This is a genomic window from Brevibacillus sp. YAE8 (assembly GCF_057543335.1).
This window is the reverse complement of record NZ_BAAIYG010000009.1, coordinates 60,489-78,851: the sequence shown is the minus strand read 5'-3', so window position 1 is coordinate 78,851 and position 18,363 is coordinate 60,489. Positions and strand designations below refer to the sequence as shown.

General features: G+C 57.7%; 17 protein-coding genes. 11 read left to right on the top strand and 6 right to left on the bottom strand.

What is annotated here, in order from left to right; translation table 11 throughout:
• Window positions 1–15: 15 nt before the first annotated feature.
• The 6 genes from AC27IT_RS13880 to cdaS all read left to right on the top strand — a co-directional run bounded on the left by AC27IT_RS13880 (window position 16) and on the right by cdaS (window position 4,865).
• The gene (locus AC27IT_RS13880; protein WP_007783581.1) at window positions 16–786 is read left to right on the top strand and encodes an IclR family transcriptional regulator; all 771 of its coding nucleotides are present in this window, start codon (window positions 16–18) and stop codon (window positions 784–786) included.
• 37 nt (window positions 787–823) lie between these two features.
• Complete coding sequence (gene pcp, locus AC27IT_RS13875) at window positions 824–1,471, top strand: pyroglutamyl-peptidase I (RefSeq protein ID WP_005835309.1); 648 nt, start codon at window positions 824–826, stop codon at window positions 1,469–1,471.
• A gap of 95 nt (window positions 1,472–1,566) precedes the next feature.
• Entirely contained in the window at window positions 1,567–2,280 is a 714-nt protein-coding gene (gene pxpB, locus AC27IT_RS13870) for a 5-oxoprolinase subunit PxpB (RefSeq protein WP_005835308.1), read from the top strand.
• Complete coding sequence (locus AC27IT_RS13865; RefSeq protein WP_007783584.1) at window positions 2,259–3,305, top strand: 5-oxoprolinase subunit C family protein; 1,047 nt, start codon at window positions 2,259–2,261, stop codon at window positions 3,303–3,305. Before pxpB ends, AC27IT_RS13865 begins: the two co-directional genes overlap by 22 nt.
• Window positions 3,302–4,066, top strand: coding sequence for a LamB/YcsF family protein (locus AC27IT_RS13860; RefSeq protein ID WP_005835304.1), 765 nt, complete (start codon window positions 3,302–3,304; stop codon window positions 4,064–4,066). Before AC27IT_RS13865 ends, AC27IT_RS13860 begins: the two co-directional genes overlap by 4 nt.
• Before the next feature lie 187 nt (window positions 4,067–4,253).
• Complete coding sequence (gene cdaS / locus AC27IT_RS13855; RefSeq protein ID WP_005835302.1) at window positions 4,254–4,865, top strand: sporulation-specific diadenylate cyclase CdaS; 612 nt, start codon at window positions 4,254–4,256, stop codon at window positions 4,863–4,865.
• A gap of 84 nt (window positions 4,866–4,949) precedes the next feature.
• Here the strand turns inward: cdaS and AC27IT_RS13850 are convergent, their stop codons facing one another.
• A complete protein-coding gene (locus AC27IT_RS13850; protein WP_005835300.1) occupies window positions 4,950–6,176 on the bottom strand; it encodes an aminopeptidase in 1,227 nt (408 codons plus the stop codon).
• 237 nt (window positions 6,177–6,413) lie between these two features.
• Between AC27IT_RS13850 and pepF the strand changes: the two genes are divergently transcribed.
• On the top strand, window positions 6,414–8,213 hold the full coding sequence (pepF, locus tag AC27IT_RS13845; RefSeq protein ID WP_005835298.1) for an oligoendopeptidase F: 1,800 nt from the start codon (window positions 6,414–6,416) through the stop codon (window positions 8,211–8,213).
• A gap of 115 nt (window positions 8,214–8,328) precedes the next feature.
• Window positions 8,329–8,643 (top strand): MGMT family protein, encoded by a 315-nt coding sequence (locus tag AC27IT_RS13840; protein WP_005835296.1) that lies wholly within the window; start codon window positions 8,329–8,331, stop codon window positions 8,641–8,643.
• Between the two features lie 54 nt (window positions 8,644–8,697).
• On the opposite strand, the gene AC27IT_RS13835 is transcribed toward AC27IT_RS13840, so the two are convergent.
• Window positions 8,698–9,057: a Lin0512 family protein gene (locus AC27IT_RS13835; protein WP_005835290.1), complete on the bottom strand. Its 360-nt coding sequence runs from the start codon at window positions 9,055–9,057 to the stop codon at window positions 8,698–8,700.
• 165 nt (window positions 9,058–9,222) lie between these two features.
• Between AC27IT_RS13835 and AC27IT_RS13830 the strand changes: the two genes are divergently transcribed.
• Window positions 9,223–11,187 carry an ATP-dependent DNA helicase gene (locus AC27IT_RS13830; RefSeq protein WP_487091850.1) on the top strand — a complete coding sequence of 655 codons (1,965 nt, stop codon included), beginning with the start codon at window positions 9,223–9,225 and terminating at the stop codon, window positions 11,185–11,187.
• Between the two features lie 203 nt (window positions 11,188–11,390).
• Here the strand turns inward: AC27IT_RS13830 and AC27IT_RS13825 are convergent, their stop codons facing one another.
• From AC27IT_RS13825 to AC27IT_RS13810, 4 genes are all read right to left on the bottom strand, one after another.
• Window positions 11,391–13,013 carry a multicopper oxidase family protein gene (locus tag AC27IT_RS13825; protein WP_487091849.1) on the bottom strand — a complete coding sequence of 541 codons (1,623 nt, stop codon included), beginning with the start codon at window positions 13,011–13,013 and terminating at the stop codon, window positions 11,391–11,393.
• A 141-nt stretch (window positions 13,014–13,154) separates the two neighbouring features.
• The gene (locus AC27IT_RS13820; RefSeq protein ID WP_429776944.1) at window positions 13,155–13,415 is read right to left on the bottom strand and encodes a hypothetical protein; all 261 of its coding nucleotides are present in this window, start codon (window positions 13,413–13,415) and stop codon (window positions 13,155–13,157) included.
• The gene (locus tag AC27IT_RS13815; protein ID WP_429776945.1) at window positions 13,384–13,551 is read right to left on the bottom strand and encodes a hypothetical protein; all 168 of its coding nucleotides are present in this window, start codon (window positions 13,549–13,551) and stop codon (window positions 13,384–13,386) included. Before AC27IT_RS13815 ends, AC27IT_RS13820 begins: the two co-directional genes overlap by 32 nt.
• 479 nt (window positions 13,552–14,030) lie before the next feature.
• A complete protein-coding gene (locus tag AC27IT_RS13810; protein ID WP_157179536.1) occupies window positions 14,031–14,651 on the bottom strand; it encodes a hypothetical protein in 621 nt (206 codons plus the stop codon).
• A gap of 237 nt (window positions 14,652–14,888) precedes the next feature.
• On the opposite strand from AC27IT_RS13810, the gene AC27IT_RS13805 reads away from it, so the two are divergent.
• Complete coding sequence (locus AC27IT_RS13805) at window positions 14,889–17,048, top strand: acyltransferase family protein (RefSeq protein ID WP_429776946.1); 2,160 nt, start codon at window positions 14,889–14,891, stop codon at window positions 17,046–17,048.
• A gap of 298 nt (window positions 17,049–17,346) precedes the next feature.
• The gene (locus tag AC27IT_RS13800; protein WP_026557140.1) at window positions 17,347–18,273 is read left to right on the top strand and encodes an MsnO8 family LLM class oxidoreductase; all 927 of its coding nucleotides are present in this window, start codon (window positions 17,347–17,349) and stop codon (window positions 18,271–18,273) included.
• Window positions 18,274–18,363: the final 90 nt, after the last annotated feature.

The window sequence follows — 18,363 nt, the reverse complement described above, 5'->3', positions numbered from 1 at the left end:
AGGATGGAGAAGTCCATGATACAAAACCAGAACAAAACAGTCGTGAAGTCGATGGAGCTGCTCAATCTGTTCATCGACCACGACAGATTGAGCTTGAACGAGATGGTCGAGCTGACGAACATGCCGAAAACGTCGATCCATCGCATGATCGGCTCGCTCGAAGGAATGGGCTTTTTGCAGAGGGGCGAGGACGGCAAATTTTCGCTCGGGCTGTTGTTTTTGCAGTTCGGCCAGTTGGTGTCCGAGCGGCTGGATATTCGCCAGCTCGCTTTGCCCGTGATGAGCGCCCTGCGGGACGAAGTGGAAGAGGCGGTCAATCTCATCGTCCGGGACGGAAAAGAAGCGATCTATATCGAAAAGCTCGATACGCCACACCCGGTACGGCTCTATACGAAGATCGGGCGCAGATCGCCTCTGTACGCCGGGGCCTGTTCGCGAATTATTTTGTCTTTTCTGGAAGAAAAGGAAAGAGAGCAGTATTTGCGCGAAGTGGAGCTTGCGCCGATTGGACGCGGGACGATCACGGACAGGGACGAGTTGCGCAAAGCAGTGGCGGATGCGCGGGAAAAAGGGTACACGATCAGCTATTCGGAGTTGGAAAACGATACGGTAGCGGTCGCAGCGCCCATTTTTGACCACATGGGTCGTCTGCATGCAGGCATCAGCATCGCTGGACCGCAGGAGCGGTTCACCGAGGAGCGGCTGCCAACGCTGATCGCCCATTTGACGGCTGCCGCAGAGCGCATTTCCACGGCGCTGGGCTGGAGGCGAGCGAGGCGAAGCTGATTCATAAAACAGATAGCAGGGACAGGGGAGAGCGACGATGAAAACCATTTTGGTAACAGGCTTTGACCCATTTGGCGGCGAGCCGATCAACCCGGCGTGGGAATCGGTCAAGCGACTGGCTGACGTCCGGTCGGAACGGTATCGCATCGAAACAAGACAAGTGCCAACGGTGTTCGGCAAGTCCATCGAGCTTTTGCAGCAAGCGATTCGCGAGACGGAACCTGATCTCGTGTTCTGCATTGGACAGGCTGGCGGCCGGCCGGACATTACCGTCGAGCGCGTGGCGATCAATGTTAACGATGCGCGGATTCCCGACAACGAAGGAAACCAGCCGATCGACACCCCGATTGTGGAAGGCGGGCCAGCGGCTTACTGGTCCACGCTGCCGATCAAAGCGATGGTCAAGGAAATGAGGGCGAACGGCATTCCCGCTTCCGTTTCCCAAACGGCAGGAACGTTTGTGTGCAACCACCTTTTTTACGGACTGATGCATACGCTCGCGCAGCAAAACGCGGCGATCCGCGGCGGCTTTCTCCACATTCCGTACTTGCCCGAGCAGGCAGCGAAGCACCCCGGCCAGCCGAGCATGTCGGTGGAGACGATCGCCAAAGGACTGCAAGTCGCGATCGAAACAGCGGTGCGCCTGGAGCAAGACATCGTCGAAGGCGGCGGACAAATCAGCTAATACGAAGAGGAGGACAACTCCTCTTTTCCTTTACTCTAAAATTCGGAATGATTATACCGATTATCGGAACAAAAATGGAATAGGAGGGGAGTAGGTTGGAGCAAGTCGCGTTTTTTCCACTCGGCGACTCGGGAATTGTCATCAAGCTCGGAGACGCCATTGACCAGGCGACACAGCAAAAAGTAAAGGCGCTCGCCGACTATTTCGAAGAGCACCCGCTTCCGGGAATGGTCGAATACGTACCGGGGTACACGTCTGTCACGGTGTATTACGATCCGGTGGCGTGGTACGATCCGCGCGCAGCGGACATGCCGTACGAGCGGTTCAAGGCGCTGCTCGCGGGGCAGCTTGTGCACATTCGCGCGGATGAACAGACGAAGCCGCGGCTGGTGGAGATTCCCGTCTGCTACGGCGGCGCGTTTGGCCCTGACCTGCTGGATGTGGCCGCGTATCACGGCATCACCCCGGATGAACTGATCCGCATTCACTCCGGGCAGGAGTATCTCGTGCACATGATCGGCTTTGCTCCTGGCTTTCCGTATTTGGGCGGACTGGACAAACGCATTGCCACCCCGCGCAGGCAGTCGCCGCGAACCGCGATTGCGCCGGGAAGCGTCGGAATCGGGGGAGAGCAGACGGGCGTCTACCCGATTGAGAGTCCGGGGGGCTGGCAGATTATTGGCCGGACACCGGAGCGCCTGTTCCGCCCGGAAGAACAGCCGCCGAGCTTGCTGCGCGCAGGCGACAGAGTCCGCTTCTGTCCGATCTCGGAGGAACAATACGGGAAATGGGGGCAGATCGGGCCATGACCATGAGCATCGAAGTCCTATCACCAGGCTTGTACACGACCGTTCAAGATTTGGGCCGATACGGGTACCAGCGGCACGGGGTGATCGTCGGCGGGGCGATGGACACGCTGGCGATGCGCATGGCAAACATGCTCGTCGGCAACGAGCCGAACGCCGCCGTTCTGGAGCTGACGGTAAAAGGGCCAGTGCTGTTGTTTCACCAGGATGCGCTCTTGGCCGTGTGTGGAGCGGACATGCAGCCTGCTATAGACGGCGTGCGCATCCACAGCAACCGTCCTGTCTGGGTGAAAAAAGGCAGCACGCTGAAGTTTGCCCATGCCAAAAAAGGCTGTCGCGCCTACCTTGCCATTGCGGGCGGCTGGGAGGTTCCGCTCGTCATGGGCAGCCGCAGCACGAATGTCCGGGCGGGCTTTGGCGGGGCATGGGGCAGGACGCTCCGGGAAAAAGACCGACTCGAGCCAGGCAAGCCGAGCGAGCTGGCGCTGTTTTTCGCAGAGCAGTTGCAAGCGAAAAGCAAAGCGCGAAACGCTGGTTGCGGCGAGATGGACTGGTTTGTCCCGCAGCATGTTTTTCCGTACCAAAAAGACGCGGTCGTCCGGGTCATGCGCGGAGCGGAGTTCGGCTATTTTTCCGAGGAGAGCCGCCGACAGTTTTTCGCGACGCCGTATCAGCTCGCGGCGCAATCCGACAGAATGGGCTATCGTTTGGAAGGGCCGCAGCTTGCGCTGGAGTCGCCGCTGGAACTGATTTCCGCCGCCGTCTCTACGGGCACGATCCAGGTCCCGCCGAACGGCCAGCCGATCATTTTGCTCGCGGACAGGCAAACGGTTGGCGGCTACCCGAAAATCGGCCATGTGGCGACCGTTGACTTGCCGATTTTGGCGCAGTTGCGGCCGGGCGATCGCGTGCAGTTTCAGGAAGTGTCTTTGCGTAAAGCCCAGCAGGCGCTGTACGAGCAAGAAACCGAGCTGCAACAAATCAAGCTGGGAATCCAAATCAACGCGGGATGGAGGCAGAGCAAATGAAGGTTGTCGATTTGAACTGTGACATGGGGGAGAGCTTTGGGGCGTATCGACTGGGCAACGATCAGGCGATTTTGCAGCATGTAAGCTCCGCGAACATCGCCTGCGGCTTTCATGCGGGCGACCCTTCCACGATGCGAAAAACGGTGAAGCTGGCCATCGAGAGCCGGGTGGCAATCGGGGCGCATCCCGGACTGGCCGATCTGGTCGGGTTCGGCCGCCGCAACATGGACATCTCCGCCCAGGACGCCTACGAGCTGGTCGTCTACCAGATTGGCGCGCTGCAAGCGTTCGTCCAGGCGGAAGGAGGCGTCATGCAGCACGTCAAGCCGCACGGAGCCTTGTACAACATGGCAGCGACGCGTCCCGCGCTGGCCGAGGCGATCGCCGAGGCGGTTTACCGGGTCAATCCGGAGCTCGTTCTGTTCGGACTGGCTGGCAGCGAATTGACGCGGGCCGGGGAAAAAATCGGGCTGTGCACCGCGCACGAAGTGTTTGCAGATCGGACGTACCAGGCGGATGGCACGCTGACGCCGCGGACGCAGCCAGACGCGCTGATCGCCGACGAAGCCGAGTCGTTAGCCCAGGTCGTGCGCATGGTGACAGAAGGCAAGGTGCAGTCGCTGCAAGGCGTCGACGTGCCGATTCGCGCGGACACGATCTGCATCCACGGGGACGGTGCGCACGCGCTTGCATTTGCAGAGAGCATTCGCCAGGCGCTGCAAGCGGCGGGCGTCTTTATTCGCTGCATCCGCTCATCATAAGGAAGGGTAATCCGCCTGTTTTTCTGGGAAAAAGGGCGCTTTCCTCCATCTGACCCGCTTTCTTTTGCGACGAGGCGCGCCAGGCTCTTTCGCGAGAGGATAGCAGGATGAAAGCGCACGGGATGGGGAACAATCAAGGCAAGGAGCAGTCGGGTAGTCGAGAACACAGGAGGGAGAGGTTTCCTGCGTGCACGTAAACTGCGATTCATCTTCCTTGAAAGCCGAGCTGAAGCAAGAGCTGCTCAGCATTTCCCAGGCGATGGAGCAAAGTCTGCTCGCCCTCGACCAAGAGGAAGGCTGCTTGCTCGGTACGTTCGACCATATACGCAGCAGATTTAGCCGACTGGAGACAGTGGCTGCCTCGTTTTACTTGCAATGCTATCTCGCGCCGTACACGGAAAAATACATAGACTTGACGATTGCCGTGCAGCATTTGGCCGAAAAACGCCAAGGGGCCCTGATCGTCATCGAGCGCGACGACTCCCTGGCCGAGCATTTGCAGGCGGGCATTCCCATCGGGGCTGTTTTGAGCTATTCGCTCCTGGAGTCGATCTTTTTTCCGGGCAGTCCGCTGCACGATGGGGCGGTGTACGTGCGGGACAATCAGATCGTTTCTGCGGCGAACGTCCTGCCGTTGTCGCACATTGCCGTCGGCGAAAAAAAGCTCGGGACACGGCACCGCGCCGCCCTGGGCCTGAGCGAGCAGAGCGACGCGCTGGTGATCGTCGTCTCCGAGGAGACGGGAAAGGCGTCCTTTGCCATGCAAGGCAGGCTGTATCCGATCATCACGCCTGCGTAGGCAACCAAAAAGAGGATCATGGCTCCCGACAGGGCCTGATCCTCTTTTTGGTTGGCTGAAAGCGTGCCGTTCGGCTCATTTGGCTTACGCCCAGTTGCCGTTGCGGAACAGCGGCTCACGCACGCCGTCCGCTGTCTCGCCGTCGATGTTCATCTCTGCGGAGCCGATCATGAAGTCGACGTGCACCAGGCTCGTATTGATGCCGCGGGCTGCCAGCTCTTCCTGGCTCATCGCTGCGCCGCCTTCGATGTTGACCGAGTAGGCGCTGCCGATCGCGAGGTGATTCGAGGCGTTTTCGTCAAACAGCGTGTTGTAAAAAATGATGTTGGACAACGAGATCGGAGACTGGTGCGGCACAAGCGCGACTTCGCCGAGATAGTGCGAGCCTTCATCGGTCGCAACGAGTTGCTTCAAGGCTTCTTCGCCCTTTTCCGCGCTGACCGAGACGATTTTGCCCTGCTCGAACGTCAAGGTGAAATTTTCAATCACATTGCCGTGATAGCTCAAAGGCTTCGTGCTGCGGACGGTTCCGTTTACGCCGTCTTTTTTCGGCGCGGTGAACACTTCCTCGGTCGGCATGTTCGCCATGAACGCCGCGCCTTTTTCGTTCACGCTGCCGCCGCCGATCCAGATGTGACGGTCAGGCAGCTCAATGGTCAATTGCGTGCCCGGCGCCTCGTAGTGGAGGTAGCGGTACTGCTTGGCGTTCAGTTGCTCTACTTTGCTGTTCAGCGTGGCATGATGCTCGTGCCACGCCTGAACAGGATCGTCCGTGTCCACGCGCGTCGCCCGGAAAATCGCGTCCCACAGGGCAGGCACCTGTTCGTCGGCGGGCAAGTCAGGAAACACCATGGCCGCCCATTCCGGCGACGGGACAGCAATCACGCTCCAGCTTACCTTGTCCGACATGGTGTAGTTGCGGAACGTCCGCAACGCTTGTCCCGCTGCCTTGTTCGCAGTCGCGATTCGCTCCAGCTTGACACCTTTGAGCAAATCCGGGTTGGTCGAGTTGATGTACAAAAACGCCGCTCCGTTTTCGGCCATCTCCTCCAGCCCTTTTGCCTTCCACTGCGGGTAATCGGCAAAAGCTTCATCCGGCGCGAGGTCGTATTTCATGCGGGTCAGCTCGTCATCGGTCCAGTCGATATGTACGTGTTTGGCTCCTGCTTCATACGCTTTGCGCGCCACCTTGCGCACGAACGGAGCAGCGGAGAGCGGAGCAGTCACAACCAGTGTTTGCATCGGCTGTACATTGACGCCGACTTTTACAGCGAGATCGGCATAGCGGTCAAACAAAAGCTCGAAAGACATAGGAAAGCCTCCTTTTCACTTGCGTTCAGCACCTCTCTATTATACCTGCACAACGGGAGTTGCTCGCTAGTCATTTTGAAAAAATTTCCTTGGAAAGCGCAGAAACAGACAGATTACGGAAGTTTTCGCGACATTTTTCGTTTATTTATTTTTTGGAATGGGAGGAAAATTCAAACGAGAATCAAACTTGAATAATAGAAAACATTTTATTGTAGGAATCATAAGGAGGCAGACACAGTGAAGACGAGACAGACGCGTGACCAGGTAGCCGTGGAATATACATGGAATCTGGATGACTTATTTGCCAGTCAAGCAGCGTGGGAGCAGGAGCTGGACGAGATTATCAGCCAACTGCCGGCCGTAACGGCTTTCAAAGGGCAACTGCACACAGGCGCAGAAACATTGCTGGCCTGCCTGGAAGCAAAAGAAGCGATCGAGGTTCGCGCCAATCTTGCAGCTACCTATGCTCGCCTGCGCTCATCCGAGGACGGAACCAATCCGCAAAATCAGGCAAATTCCGCGCGTGTCGGGGACGTCGTCTCCAGGCTGAACGCAGAGCTTTCGTTTGTGCCATCGGAAATTTTGGCCTTGCCGGACGGCACGATCGAGAAGTTCCTGCAAGAAGAGCCGGGTCTTGCGCCTTTCCGCAAAAGCCTTTCCGATCTGCTGGAAACCAAGCCGTATCGGCTGTCTGCGGAAACCGAAGCGTCGCTTGCCGCACTCGGCGAAGTATTCGGCGCTCCGTACACGATCTACCAGCGCGGGAAGCTGTCCGATATGTCATTTGCGCCCGTGCAGGACGGGGCCGGAGCAGAGCGCCCGGTGTCTTTTGCCCTGTTTGAAGCCGACTACGAAATGTCTGCGGACACGACGCTGCGCCGGGCTGCCTACGAATCGTTTTCAAACACGCTTGCTGCCTACCAAAACTCGTTTGCCGCTGTGTACGCCACTGAGGTGAAAAAGCAAACCGTGCTGTCCAGGCTGCGCGGCTTCGAGACAGTGACTGACATGCTCTTGCACACGCAGCAAGTAACACTGGACATGTACCACAACATTCTCGATATCATCGGCACAGAGCTGGCGCCGCACATGCGCCGCTACGCCAAGCTGAAGGCGCGCGAGCTGGGGCTTGAAAAGCTGAAATTCTGCGACCTGAAGGCGCCGCTTGATCCGGAATTCAGCCCGCCGATTACGATTGAGGAAGCGGGCCGCCTGATTCAGTCTGCTTTGCAAGTAATGGGACCGGAATACTCCGCAATCATGGAAAAGGCGTTGAACGAACGCTGGATCGACTACGTGGACAACGTGGGCAAATCGACAGGAGCGTTTTGCACGACACCGTACGGCAACCACTCCTACATCCTCATTACGTGGTCGGGCAACATGCGCAGCGCCTTCACGCTGGCTCACGAGCTGGGGCACTGCGGCCATTTCACGCTGGCGACCCGCGAGCAAAGCTATACCAATTCGCGTCCGTCCTTGTACTTTATCGAAGCGCCGTCGACGATCAACGAGCTGCTTCTGGGGCAGCACATCATGGCGCAGTCCGACGATCCGCGCCTCAAGCGCTGGGTGATTTTGCAACTGATGAATACGTACTACCACAACTTCGTGACGCACTTGCTGGAAGGCCGCATGCAGCGCAAAGTGTACGAGGCGGCGCAAAACGACGTGCCGCTGACGGCAAAAAAGCTGTCGGAATGGAAAGGGCAAGTGTTGGCGGAGTTCTGGGGAGACGCCGTGGAGCTTGACGAGGCAGCCAGCTTGACGTGGATGCGCCAGCCGCACTACTACATGGGGCTGTACCCGTACACGTACGCGGCGGGCTTGACCGCTTCCACCGCGATGGCAGCGAGCATCAAAGAGGAAGGACAGCCAGCCGTCGATCGCTGGCTGGAAGTATTGAAGGCGGGCGGCACCTTGAAGCCGCTTGAACTGATGCAAAAGGCGGGAGTGGACATGTCCCAGCCGCAGCCGATCCGCGACGCTGTCGCCTACGTGGGCAGCCTGGTAGACGAACTGGAAAGGCTGTTCTAGTTGTAGCCGGGCCAGCCGTTCGCGCAGGCAAACAGGAAAAAAGGCTTGTGATGGCGAAACCGTCACAAGCCTTTTTCAACGTCATCTTTTTACAAGAAAGATAGGAGCGCAGGAAATGACCGAATTTACAGAGCGAGCCGTAAAAATCATCGCCAGCATCCCGCCGGGTAGCGTCATGACGTACGGACAGATCGCCGCCTTGGCGGGAAGTCCGCGCGGAGCCAGACAAATTGTGCGGATTCTCCACTCCATGTCGCAAAAATACAAGCTTCCGTGGCATCGGGTCATCAATGCCAAAGGCAAAATCGGATTGCAGGACCGCGATTCCATGAATTTGCAAAAAATGCTGCTGGAAGGCGAAGGCGTAGCAGTCTCCGAGGCAGGGGAGATTGACCTCGAACGCTATCAGCACCATCCCGATTCGCTTTAGGCAGCTTGACCGCCTTCGTGTCGCCCAGCCCAGCCCAATCCGGCTCGGCCTAGCCTAGTAGCCTACTTCCACAGAGGCAATGACGACGTAAGCCAGATCGTTCTTGTCATCCTTTTCCGCGATCACGACGCCGCTTGACGTCAGCATGCCGCCGTCCACGACCTCAAACGACACTTCTCCGTACGGCAATTCGGCGCGCACGGTGTCCAGATCGAGCTTGTCGCGGTCGGCTGGCACAGCGAGGCGGACGTTGACCTTCATATTGTGAATATCGTTTCCGGGCAGCACGGAGCGCAGCCCTGGCATCGAATTGTGATGGATCGCGTTTTGGACAGCGCGAACGGCTGCTTTCGTGACGTTTTGCCCGTGGAGATCAATCCCCATTCCGATTTCGATAAACATGACCTTGTCCATTGTCGCATTCACTCCTACATTTTCCTTCGGTGTTCCTCTTTCATCTTACCACGAATCGCGATTTTTTCGCTCCTGACGTCTTGTGTTTCTCCACAAGTCATGTCATCATTACACTTTGGCATCATTGCTCGATGATTCTTTTACCATAATGGAGGCAGGTCTGAAGTGGAACGGTATCCTTTTGCCCACGATCCGGCCCAGCCGTTCATCCCGCAGGTGAGCGACTGGGTAGCGGACGTTTTTTACGATACGTTGCCAGAGGCGGGCTTCGAGGTCCGCGATGAGCAAATCTACATGGCGTTTCAGCTTGAACGGGCCTTCCAGGAAAAGCGGACGATTTTCGCCGAGGCGGGAGTCGGGACGGGCAAAACGCTCGCCTACCTGCTGTACGCGGTCTGCTATGCCCGCTATATGAGAAAGCCGGCGATCATCGCCTGTGCCAACGAGTCGCTGATCGAGCAGCTCGTGAAGCCGGAAGGGGACATCGCCAAGCTGGCCAGGCACCTCAACCTGACGATTGACGCGCGACTGGGAAAATCGCCGGACCAGTATATTTGCTTGCGGAAGCTGGACGAGGCCCGTCACCAACTGGATGGCGATGAAGTTTTCCAGGAAATTTACGAGGGGCTGCCGTCTTTTGTGCACACGCACGAAGCGCTCCAGTCGTTTTATCCGTACGGGGACCGCAGTGCTTACGCGGCATTGAACGACCAGCAGTGGGCGAAGATGAACTGGGATGCGTTCCAGGACTGCTTTGTCTGCGACAGGCAGCATCGGTGCGGACAGACGCTGTCGCGCGACCACTACCGCAAGTCTGCCGATCTCATCATCTGTTCGCATGATTTTTACATGGAGCACGTCTGGACGTACGAGGCGAGAAAGCGGGGCGGACAGCTTCCGCTTTTGCCGAGCCACAGCTCTGTCATTTTTGACGAAGGGCATTTGCTGGAGCCTGCCGCGCAAAAGGCGTTGACCTACAAGCTGAACCACGCCGTTTTTGAAGAGATCATTACGCGGCTGCTGCAAGGAGAGATCAGGGAGTCGCTGGCCGTCGCCATCGAAGAAGCGATCATCCAGAGCGAGGAACTGTTTTCGCGCTTGAACGCCGAGAGCAAGCCAGTCGCGGGCTCCGCGCGCAAGGAAATCGTGTTTCATCCCGAACTGATTGCAGCCATTCACCGCTTTACGAGCCTGATTGGCTCGATTGAAGAGGAGCTGGCGCTGGAGAGCGGCCTGTACACGCTGGACGACTTTCAGTTGCGGATCGTCGAGGAGCATCTGGAAATGATGCAGCTCGCTCTCGGCCTGTTCCAGCGGCCCGATCACGTCATTTCCTGGATGAGCGAAGAGTGGACAGGCCCGACCTTGGTCGTCATGCCCAAAATGGTGCAGGAAGTGCTCCGGGAGCGCGTTTTCTCGCAAAACATGCCGATCGTTTTCTCGTCTGCGACTTTGTCGGTAGAAAATTCGTTTGCCTACATCGCGGACAGCCTGGGCATTGAAGACTACTTGTCGTTTTCCGTCGCTTCCCCGTACGACTACGCGGAGCAGATGGAAGCTTTCGTTCCGCCGCTGTCCTGTACGCAGCCGTTTGCCGAAAAAATGGAGCTGGCTGTCGCCTTGCTGCAAAAAACCGGGGGACGCGCGCTGCTTTTGTTTTCCTCCCTGGAAGAAATGCGGGAGTTCAAAAACGCGGCGGAAGCGTACCCTGCGTGTGCCTCGATGCGTTTTTTGTACGAAGGCGACGCGGAAATCAGCCACCTGATCTCCTGTTTTCAAAACGACGAGGAAAGCATCCTGTGCGCCGTCTCGCTATGGGAAGGGCTGGATGTGCCGGGGCCGTCTCTCTCGAACGTCATCATCTGGTCGCTGCCGTTTCCGCCGAACGATCCGGTGTTTGCCGCCAAGCGAAAAAGCGCAGCGTCGCCGATGGAAGAGGTCGACCTGCCGTACATGTTGCTGCGACTGCGCCAAGGGATTGGCCGCCTGATTCGCACCCGCGAGGACAGAGGCATCGTCTCCATACTGAGCCCGGAGTTGTGGAGAGACGAACAGTTGCGAAAGCACGTGCAGAGCGTCTTTCCCGCAGGCGTGCAATGGCGCGAGACGCTTGCGAGCGAGGTTGTGTAAGCGAGCTCAAGCTTTGGGCAAGACCGCTTTTGGCTAGGTGCAAAAGTCCAGCGGGGCGCACGTGCGGCGCTTTGCGAAGAAACGGCGCTTCCGTCGTTTCTGTTCCAAAAAGCAAAAAGGCAGGAGCCAGATGGATGGCGTCCTGCTTTTTTTGTGCGTAGCGGTTTTCGTTTTTGCCGTAGCGGGTGCAAGCGCGAATGTTGTTACTCCGGCATGTTGCCGACGGTCGAATCGACGACGAAGTCCCGCTGGAAGCCCGCGTATTTGACCTCGGACACCATCCCTTTGGCCGCATGCCCCAGGTCGTGGCAGTGGAACATCCACTCGCCGGGATTGTCAGCCGCAAAGGCGACGACGTAGGACTCGCCTGGCAGCACATTCAAGGTGTCCTTGACCAGCGGCGAGCCGGACACGGGCTGGCCGTTTTTGCTCAGCACCTGGAAGAAGTGTCCGTGCAAATGCATCGGGTGGACGTCCTCCGGCGAGTTGTTGACGATGGTCACCTTGACCCGGTCGCCTTTTTTTACATCCAGCGGAGGGACGTTCGGGAACGTTTGGCCGTTGATCGTAAACACCATCTGCCCGTCGCGCGAGTCGGTGTTCAAGTCCATTCGGTATGTGATATCGTACGGCTGCTCCAGCGAAAAGCTGCTTTGGGCCGCTTCGCCGTATCGGGTGAGATCAATGACCGGGAGTTGACCCGACTCCGGTTTGGCCTGCGCCGCTTCGTAGCCTTCGTAGACGATAGGCACGGCAAGCGATTTGGCGCCAGGGTTGTCGCTTCGCTCCTCCAGCAGCCATGTTCCCGGGTTGTTCGCTACAAATTCGAGATCGTAGCGCTCGCCGGGGGCGATGTTGAGCAACTGTCCGCTCGTGAGCGGCGGATTGTGCAGCGGCTGCCCGTCCGTGGAAACGATTTGGAACGCATGTCCTTGCAGGTTCAGCTTGTGCGACAAATACCCGGCATTGATGAGGCGGATGCGGACTTTTTCGCCTTCCTTCACGCGCAGCGGAGCGATGGCAGGTCCCGTCTTCCCGTTGACGGAAAAGATCGTGTACATGAGCGGCATCATTTTCGCGTCGCTCATGTTCGCCATGTCGTGGCCGCTCGCAGCAGAGGTGGCGGGAGCGGCGTGGTCAGCACCGTGGTTCATGCCTGCCATCGAGCCGCCGCCACCGTGCATTTCGGCCATGCTGTCGTCCTGCATCCATTCGTCGAGGACGAGCGTGACGTCTTTGTCTGCTGGCTCCGGCGTTTTCGGCTCGACGACGAGCGAGCCGTACAGCCCTTTGTCGACCTGCCTGGAGCTGTTTTGATGCGAGTGGTACCAGTACGTTCCCGCCACGTCGACCTTGAAGCGGTAGGTGAAGCTTTCGTTTGGCTTCACCGCATTTTGCGTGACACCGGGGATGCCGTCCATGTTGTTTGGCACAGGCAGCCCGTGCCAGTGGATCGTCACCGGCTCCGGCAGTCCATTTTTCAAGGTGACGGAAATCGTCTCGCCCTGCTTGACGCGAAGCTGCGGTCCAGGGACGGTTCCGTTGTAGGTCCAGGCTGTTTTCATCGTCTGGTCGTCGAGGTGCAGCATGCTCTCTTTTGCCGTGAGGGTGAACGTATTGCCCGTCAGCACCTCCATGGCATTGTCGCCTGACGCAGTCATCGGTTGGGAGGGAGCAGCCGGTTGCTGCGTCGCGCTTTGGTCGGCTCCCATGTCGTGCCCGGCGTGGCCCGCGGTCGTCGCTTGCTCGGTCGAGCAGGCGGACAGAAGCAGCAGACCGCCCAGCAAAAGCGGGAAGGCTGTGCTTCGTAACGATGATTTGTTCATGATTCTGGCGTCCTCCTTTGCGCACTTTCGAAAAAAGCGTAGCAAAGGAATGTGGAGAAACCATGAAGGCGCGAGGGACGGGGAGGAAAAAAAGCGGCTTTTTCTGCGGCGGGAAAAGCGGGAAAGTGGCAAAGCGTCAAATCACCAAATCACCAAATCACCAAAGCACAAAAGCGTCAAAATGCCAAAATACCAAAATACCAAGGCGCCGCCCAACGGCCAGTCCAACGGCCAGTCGCCGCGCCTGTTTGAATCGGCGCTCGCCAGCGCGTGCTTTTGCGCGTCGCGTTTTGGCCGTTCCAGGCCATGAACAGCGATCAGGCGAAAAAAGACAGCGGCATCCCGGCAAGTGAGCCATGGTGCAGGCAGCTCATGCCGCTCGTAAGCAGTCTTGACCAGCACGCAGCAGCCAAGCCCCGTCACAGCGCCAACCGTCCCGCGCCATGAACAGCGACCAGGCGAAAAAGGACAGCGGCATCGCGGCAAGCGAGCCATGGTGCAGGCAGCCCATGCCGCTCGTACTCAGTCTGACCAACACGCAGCAGCCAAGCCCCGGCACAGCGCCAGCCGTCCCGCGCCAAAAACCCCGACGGCGAAGCCGAGAAAACAGAGCCGGAAAAACAAGGCTTGCTTTTGCAAATGTATGACACTTCTGTTACGATCTGAGCGAAACCGGCGAAGAGAGCGTGAAAAATGCTATAATGGAGTATCCTCCATGCAAAAATGAAAGTAGATTGGGACAGGGATGGTGTTCACTTTTGGGTAACGTGGATTTTGCAAGCTTACCTTGGAATTTGTTTTGGATCGGAATCTCCTATTTTTTGGTGACCGGCGCTTTCTTCTGTATTGGCTTTATGCGTCTTGTATCCCAGCGGGTGAAAAGCGGCATCGTCTGTATGGTCATCGCGGTCATTAGCGGGGGACTATTCCTGAACTATTTGTTTACTCATCACATTTAATTTTCGAAACCGTGGCTCTGCCAAGCCATGGACGAATCCTGGTTGCATCTATACCGGATCAGAATGATCTGGACAAAACATCCCATGCGGGCCTGATGTGTATCGGACATCCTGATTCGATAGCAGTACATAGTGGAGCTGACGGTGGAAACGCGCCGTCAGCTTTTTGCGTCTGTCCGGCCCGGAAAAAAGAGGCATGCCGCCCGGAAAAATGCGCATAAAACCAGGCCATTTGGCTGAAAACAGAAGCGCTGCTCCCTGTCTTTTGCCGCAGCTTTTGGCGCCTGTGATTTCCCGGAAAAAATCGGCAGGGAATGTAAACAATTTGTAACGCGTTTTTGTCTTTGTGCGTCTTATAATCAGGATACAAGAGGTTGCCGGGCACAAAGCAGAAGGCATGAAAAAGGTGACCGGGCAACTGATTTGGGCCGATCAGATTTTCTTGCAAAAATCCGGTCGGCACCGATGCAGCGAAGGCTTCGTCCACATCGTTGGGAAAGTCTGGTTTGCGCACAAAAATCAGGAAGGAAAGAGGGGAAACAGCCATACATAAGAAGAAGGCGCACACATTACGGAAAGTACGTAGGGCACCACATCCTGAATACGGGCAATGATGATTGGAGGATTCATTTTCCATTGCAGATAATGAACGAGACCAACCCCCGTTTTCTTCAGCCAACCTTTAAGAAACCTGGGGTTTTTGCATTCATATAGCACGCAATTCCCGATGTGTAATGACTGCCCCCGTCAACTAATAACGAAACAGAACGGAATTAAAAGGGGAGAGTGCAGATGAGCTGCATGGCGAGCACGGTAAGCAAGAACAAAGCAATGGTTTTTTCGAATGGCAAGGATCTGACGCACAAGCAAGTGGAAGTACGGACTCGCCAAACAAACAGCAGAGGAGGCCGCCACCATGCCTGAACCGATCAAGGCTTCCAACAGCCGTTACATGCCCGGAATCGACGGGCTGAGGGCACTGGCGGTACTCGCAGTCATTATTTATCACTTGAATTACAATTGGGCGCCGGGAGGACTGCTCGGAGTCGGGATCTTTTTCGTCCTCTCGGGTTACCTGATTACTGATTTGCTGATTGCCCAGTGGAGCAGGCACGGGCGATTGGATATGAAAGACTTCTGGCTGCGCAGGGCCAGACGGCTGTTGCCGGCACTGTTGCTGCTGATGGTCGTCGTCGTGATGAGCGTCGCGCTGTTTGTCCCGGAGCAAATGGGACGCTTGCGCGGGGATGTGTGGGCGGCTGTTTTTTACGTCAGCAACTGGTGGCTGGTCTTTTCCGAAGTATCGTATTTTGAAAAGTTTGGCCCGCCTTCGCCGCTCGGTCACCTCTGGTCGTTGGCTGTAGAGGAGCAGTTTTACTTGATCTGGCCGCTCCTGGTCGCGCTCGGGCTGTCCGTGGTCAAACGCCGCGGCCCGCTCGTGATGCTGACGCTCGGCCTGGCTGCACTCTCGGCAATCCTGATGGCCGTGCTGTATGTGCCGGGAGAAGACCCGAGCCGGATTTACTACGGAACCGATACACGGGTGTTCGCCCTTTTGATCGGTGCTGCTCTGGCCATGATGTGGCCGAGTCGCAAGCTGACCACGAACATCTCCGGCAAGGCGCGTCTGACGCTGGACGTGGTCGGAGCCGCGAGTCTCGCGATTTTGCTTCTGTCGATCTGGAAAACGAACCAGTACGATGACTTTTTGTATCAGGGCGGGCTGGTGCTGCTGTCGCTTGTAAGCGCGCTTTTGGTAGCTGTCCTCGCCCATCCGGCAAGCGCTCTGGCGAAGGTGATGGGCTGCAAGCCGCTCAAATGGCTCGGCGTGCGCTCGTACGGCATTTATTTGTGGCATTATCCCGTAATCGTGCTCACGAGTCCGACTGGTATGGAGGACGGAGGCGTGATCGCGGTCGTGCGCGCCGCTCTGCAACTTGTCGCTTGCATCGTGCTGGCCGCCTTGTCCTGGAAATACGTCGAGGAACCGATTCGCCACGGCGCGCTGGGCAGACTGTGGGCGAACGTCGGCTCGGGCAAAAAGCGGGGGGCTTCCAAGCGTTCTACCCGCATCCTCGCCACAGGATGCGCCTTCGCGCTGTGCGTCATTTACTTTGGAGTCGCGACCTTGACTTCCGGCGCTACCGCTGGCAACAGCTCCCCGCAGCCAAAGCCGGTGGAGTCGGCCTCCGCCGCAGACGCTGCGGGACAAAAGGAACAGGCTGCCGAGCGCGCCGGAAAACCGTACGGCCCGGAAGTGCCAGCCGTTGTGAAGAAGCCGGACCCGGCACCGAAGCCAGACCCGGCACCGAAGCCAGATAGCCAGACGGCGGCAAAGCCGAAAAACGAAACAAAGCCAAACGCAACCAAGCCTGCTGCGGACAGCACCAAGCCCGCGCAAAATCAGGACAATTCCGCCGATTCCAAACAGCCGAAAGCTTCGGATGCGCCAGCCGTCGCTGTCCAATCCGGCAAAGGAATTACTGCCATCGGCGACTCGGTCATGCTCGACGTGGAGCCGTATCTGGAAAAGCTTTTGCCCGGGATCGTAATTGACGGCAAGGTCGGTCGACAAATGTCGCAAGCGCCTGACACGATTGCCGCCTTGAAAGCGCAAGGGCGGCTCGGCAATCGCGTCATCATCGAGCTGGGGACGAATGGCTCCTTCAGCAAAGGCCAACTGGATAAGCTGCTAAAGGCATTGAATGGCGTGGAGCAAATTATCGTCATCAACACGCGGGTTCCGAAGCCTTGGGAAAGCGTTGTCAACCAGACTTTGGCAGATGTGGAGGCAACCCATCCGAACGTCAAGCTGATCGACTGGCATGCGGCCAGCGCCGGGAAAAACTCGTACTTTTACAAGGACGGCGTGCATCTCAACTCCGAGGGCGCACGGGCGTACGCGCTGCTCGTAGCCAGCGCGCTCGCTCCGACCGAAGCGGACAAGGAGAGCGAGGCGCAAGCACCGAAGCCAAATGAGGAAAAGCCGCAACAGCAACAGCCAGCGGCTCAGGAGGACAACAAGCAGGAGCATGCGCAAAAAGAACCGCAGGAAGCGGAAGAAGCGCAGCCATAAACGGAATCGCACAAAACAGGCCAGTCTGCCGAAAGGGGGCTGGCCTGTTTTTATGTTGTGAGAGCTGCTAGTAGTAGTATTCACGTCAGCATCCAGACTGGCAGGCAAACAGCCGGACGCCGCATTTGTCGAAACAGTTGCCATCTGGATCGTTGTGGAATCGCACCGGATAGCGCTATAGTGAACAAGACAGGCCCGATCGCTGGAACGTCATAGGCGGCAAGCAGTCCCATCGACTTTGCTGCCAAAACATAGAGGCGCCTGGCAAAAGAACAAGGCAGTTAGGTGGAATGCACATATGACTTTAGAAAAACTAAGCGTGCTGGATTTGTCGCCCATCTACGGGGGAGTCGATCCGGCTGTTGCCCTGCGGCAATCAGTGCTGCTGGCCCAAACCGCTGAAGCGCTCGGCTACTGCCGTTACTGGGTGTCCGAGCATCACGACATGCCCGGATTGGCTTCGTCTGCGCCGGAAGTTTTGCTCGCGCATATCGGGGCACAGACGAGCAGCATCCGGATTGGGTCGGGAGCGGTGCTGCTGCCGCATTACAAGCCGTACAAAGTGGCCGAAGCTTTTCATCTGCTTTCGACCTTGTACCCTGGGCGAATCGATCTTGGCGTCGGCCGCGCGCCGGGAGGCTCTGCGCATGCGACGATGGCGTTGAACGACCATTTTTTGCAGCAGGTTGGCCGGATGCCGGAGCTTGTCGCGCAACTGGCTGCCTTGCTGGGCCACGCGTTCACCGTCGAGGGCGAGCCTGTCCTCGCCCGACCGCTCCCGCCACAGCCGCCGCAGCTATGGTTGCTCGGGACCAATCAAAAAAGCGCGGGCTACGCCGCGGCAAACGGGGCAGGCTACGCGTTCGGCCTGTTTATGAGCGAAGCGGAAGGGGAGGACGTCATTGCCGCGTACAAGCGAGACTACAAGCCGTCCGTCCGGCAGCCAAAGCCGGAGGTCATCGTTGCCGTCGGCGTCATTTGCGCCGAGACGATGGAGGAGGCGAGCGCCTGTGCGCAAGCGAGCAGCGCCGCGTTCCGCAGGCCGCCGATCGCGGGCGATCCGCTTTTTGTCCGGGAAAAGCTGCAAGAACTGGCAGAGCGCTATCAAGCAGCGGAAATCATGGTCATCACCGACATTCCGGATTACGCCAAACGGCTGCGCTCCTACGAGCTGATTGCCCACTCCGTCTTTGACCTTGGTTCCCCGGCTTGCCGCCAGACATAAATTGGGGCAGAGTATGGCGCATCTGCACATGGACTTTTTTGGCCTTCTCATGTACGATTGCATACGGGATTCCATCATGTAACGGGTGAA